4 protein-coding genes are annotated in these 1,753 nt (G+C 56.1%); 3 read left to right on the plus strand and 1 reads right to left on the minus strand.

The genetic code is table 11. The features are described from left to right. Together E1297_RS48995 and E1297_RS49000 are read left to right on the plus strand one after the other, a co-directional pair. Nucleotides 1-239: hypothetical protein (locus E1297_RS48995; protein ID WP_196223139.1), on the plus strand; the 239-nt coding region annotated here is incomplete at its 5' end. A gap of 18 nt (nucleotides 240-257) precedes the next feature. Continuing rightward, nucleotides 258-584: a hypothetical protein gene (locus tag E1297_RS49000; RefSeq protein WP_196223140.1), complete on the plus strand. Its 327-nt coding sequence runs from the start codon at nucleotides 258-260 to the stop codon at nucleotides 582-584. Here the strand turns inward: E1297_RS49000 and E1297_RS02160 are convergent. Further along, complete coding sequence (locus E1297_RS02160; RefSeq protein WP_155133325.1) at nucleotides 530-1,168, minus strand: hypothetical protein; 639 nt, start codon at nucleotides 1,166-1,168, stop codon at nucleotides 530-532. The genes E1297_RS49000 and E1297_RS02160 overlap by 55 nt on opposite strands. A 349-nt stretch (nucleotides 1,169-1,517) precedes the next feature. Between E1297_RS02160 and E1297_RS49620 the strand changes: the two genes are divergently transcribed. After that, on the plus strand, nucleotides 1,518-1,753 hold a 236-nt coding region (locus E1297_RS49620; protein ID WP_209015591.1), incomplete at its 3' end, for a hypothetical protein.

Below are 1,753 nucleotides of genomic sequence, written 5' to 3' on the forward strand. Positions count from 1 at the left end.
GACGGGGTTTCCAGCGCACTGTTCAGATGATCTTTGGAAGGGTTGTTGACCTCGGTGCCTCTTCGCTTCGAGACGCCGTCGGCAAGTTGATCGAATACGCCGTGTATATGGACGACGCGGACGCACTGGTAACAGCTAGAAGGCTCACCTCCGTCATGAGCGAGGCCGTCACCGAGCTACAGGAGCGCATCGAGATCGCCGAAAAACAGACCACCGATCCAGAGGGATTTACTCCTTGACCCAACTTGAAGCCCCTCGTGTGGCCGCGCGAAGCCGATTATCGATGTCTCCGAATTGAGTACAGGAACCGCCGCGTCAGAAAGTCCGTCGATCGGGAGCATCTTGCCGCCGCGCCGACCGATGCCCAGGCGATTAAATACTGCAACTCGATCCTGAACGCCCGTGACATCGCGGAGAACGGCCCGAAATCCGAGGCGGTGTATCTTCCGGAAAAGCCGGCAGACCTCGAGACGACAGGCAGAGACGACTTGCAACTCAGTCCCTACGCGATCAGTCAGATGAAGGAAGCTCAGAGCCGCCTGGAGAACGGAACGTCGTCGGAACCGAAACGCTCCTTCGTGTAATGTCCGCCACCGCCTGGGTAATCGGCTTCCCTATTGTATTCGTCGTTTCCGTAGATAGTGCCGCCGGAATTACGGGTCCATTTTACCGACTTCAGGGCAGCGAAGAAAGCCTTTCCGAGAATGCTATTGCGAGCCCTCTCGCATGCGTGGTTGTTCTCCGCAACGTACCAGCTGACGCGCCTGTTCTTGTTGTCGAAGTGCACTGTGACCTCCCCTTCGATCAGGCGTTCCGCGTTGTTGCCGGCTAGCGGGAAATCCTTCTTCAGGGGCTTGCTAATCTTGGGACGAACCTTGCCGTAGCCGCCCTTAATGACCGCTTCCTGCGCTTCGAATAGATCGTTGTCCGTGTATTTGTAACCGCTGTAGGCGGAACCCGTGTTTTCGCGCTCTAGAAACACCCGGGCCACCTCTCTGGCTTCAGACGGCTTCGCTTTCGAAGACTTCAAATAATTGTAGAGCTTGGTCGCTAATTCGAGGCGTCTGACGGCCGTCCTGTTGCTGGCCTCCCGCAGCTTCTGCTTGAACCGAACCCACTCCGCAGAAGGGATGGTAATTTCCCCGCGCTCGAATTCGTGTCTTGACATGATTTTTCCCCACTAATCGAAAACTCCCACCACTTCAGTCCGGCTCGATGAATTTGACAAGTAGAAGGAGACGAGTGCCCGGTTCCAGAGCATTCCCTTGACGTTAAGCGTCTCGGCGCAAATTGCATGGCTCTCGTCGACCAGCAGTCTCGACGGTTTGTGCTGAAAATCATTCGCGGTGTTCGCTACGCGCCCAACAGGACCTGTTGCGCCACTTTCCAGCAACCAAGTGGCGCTCGGGGCAACCCGACGCCACCAGCCCGTCGGCCTTGCTTGTTTGTTTCGGTTTGACAGTGCCTAATAATATCCGGATGTCCAAAACTCGAGGGATTCATTTGTGACCAGCCACATGACATATCTTGTCGTTTCCTACGGCGACAGACTCCATGCGCTTTTGAGCCGGCAACTCGGTGCAGACGCGCCAAAGACTCCTGCGTCGGCCGCAGCGTACGTCATGGGCTTCGATCCGACCATGAACAAGGAATACAGCAAATGGATGGCTCGATCCTTGCTGAGAGGCGGTTTCTTGGCTGAAGACTTACCAAAGGCACGCGGGACGCTTGAGCTGTTCAGCAAGTACAGGAC

Source organism: Roseibium sp. RKSG952 (genome assembly GCF_009711355.1).